We start from the raw sequence: 1,774 nt of genomic DNA, 5'->3' as shown, positions 1-1,774 counted from the left end.
CCAATACTGTATAGGATCCAACGTGATCAGAAGCTCCTTTAAAGGAAATATTATCAAGATTAAATATATTATTCTGCGTTGGCTCATGTGAGTCATGCCCATGAGCAAAATACATTGGATTATCCTTATTTTTTTGCTTTCTCTTTAATTTACCATAAGAACGATTCCATATTAAAAAGGTAACGGGATCGTTCTTAAAATCATAGGGATTTGTAATATCCACTGCTAAAGTATGGGCTGTTCCTGCTTGGACATGCTTTGAAAAAACTTCATTAATCGCTTCGATGGTTTGAGCTAAATCTTTTGTTGTTTTGTCCTTATAAACAATACTATGCTTTTTAAATTTTTTTGCTAAGGCTTGAATTGTTTCTAATCCAATGCCTGCATGACTGTAAATCGTAATATTATTCTTATGTAGGGAATAAGAAATTAATTTCAAGTTAGGTAAATAACTCTCAGTAATTAAAGCATCTACCTCTTCTGTTGTAATGACACCTTTTTTTATAAGATTGCGCATATTATCCATTGATTTGGATTGCCCCATAAATCCAATGTTGGGTGCATATAACTCACGTTTATTTTCATAAGGAATCAGAAATTCAATACCATGATTTGAAAGTATTATTTCAGTTTTAACATCAGATTTTTTGAGTTTATCAAGAATTTTAAATATAAAGTAATCATTTTGACCACGATCGCAAATTTCATCCCCAATAAACCGGATTAATGGTTTTTCACTAATTTCTAATTCATCTATAATTTGATTAAATTGTTGAATATCCGTTTTTGTCACATCTGATTTACAATAAATATTTGTTAATTTCCTATAAATTTCTTCACTAATTTTTACAACACCATTAGTAACTAAAAAATGCATCATAAACATTGCATTGGCATGCAAATCGCCTAGGGTAAGCTGAGTTGCATTAGTTACTTCTGTTGGGGGAAATTGATAAATGTTTATATTAGATTTTTCGATTTTGGCATGCGTCATGGCATCGCTCACTAATTATTCGTAAATTGTAATTTTGTCTATAAATTATAGACAATGCTTATTGAAAAAGAAGAGACATTACTAAAATCGGCTGGCTTGTGATACTCTTTTGCACCCGCTGAAGTTCAAATAAGTAAATTCCTGATTATGGAAGAAGTAGATGTCATTATAATTGGTGCAGGTGCCGCAGGTCTAATGTGTGCTATTGAAGCAAGTAAACGTCATCGTAAAGTACTGGTATTGGATCATGCTAATAAAGCTGGGAAAAAAATTTTAATGTCTGGTGGTGGCCGCTGCAATTTTACCAATTATTATATTCAGCCGGAAAAATACAACTCTCATAACCCTCACTTTTTTAAGTCGGCATTAACTCGCTATACACAATGGGATTTTATTGATCTGGTTAAAAAACATTCTATCCCATTTTATGAAAAAACACTGGGTCAACTATTTTGTGAAACTAAATCCAAAGACATTGTTGATATGCTGCTTATTGAATGTACTAAAGCTGAGGCGAGAATACAGTTACATACACGTATTGAGCAAATTCAACCACACCAACGCTTTAAACTTCATACCACCCAAGGCACATTTCAATGTCAGTCTTTAGTCATTGCTAGTGGTGGCTTATCTATTCCCACTATGGGGGCTAGTCCTGAACGATCCACACGAATTTACTCATATATCCCTTGCTCCAATTGTGTTTGAATGATCATCTGTACCAAGAGAATGGAGGCAAGAAAGAGTTGTTCATTAGAAAAAATAAGTTGTTTTTTTAAG

At 32.9% G+C, this 1,774-nt stretch carries 1 protein-coding gene and 1 pseudogene; one reads left to right on the top strand and one right to left on the bottom strand.

The annotated features are described in order from the left end of the window. Nucleotides 1–994: Dot/Icm T4SS effector Wip (gene wip, locus WA877_RS02570; RefSeq protein WP_425169373.1), on the bottom strand; the 994-nt coding region annotated here is incomplete at its 3' end. Nucleotides 995–1,141: 147 nt separating this feature from the next. Here wip and WA877_RS02565 point away from each other — a divergent pair. Beyond that, nucleotides 1,142–1,651 (top strand): annotated as a pseudogene (locus tag WA877_RS02565) (FAD-dependent oxidoreductase); the annotation flags it as partial. Nucleotides 1,652–1,774 lie beyond the last annotated feature (123 nt).

This window comes from Legionella sp., assembly GCF_049790535.1.
Taxonomy (GTDB): domain Bacteria; phylum Pseudomonadota; class Gammaproteobacteria; order Legionellales; family Legionellaceae; genus Legionella.
The sequence above is the reverse complement of the archived record's forward strand: the minus strand, read 5'-3'. Positions and strand labels throughout refer to the sequence as shown.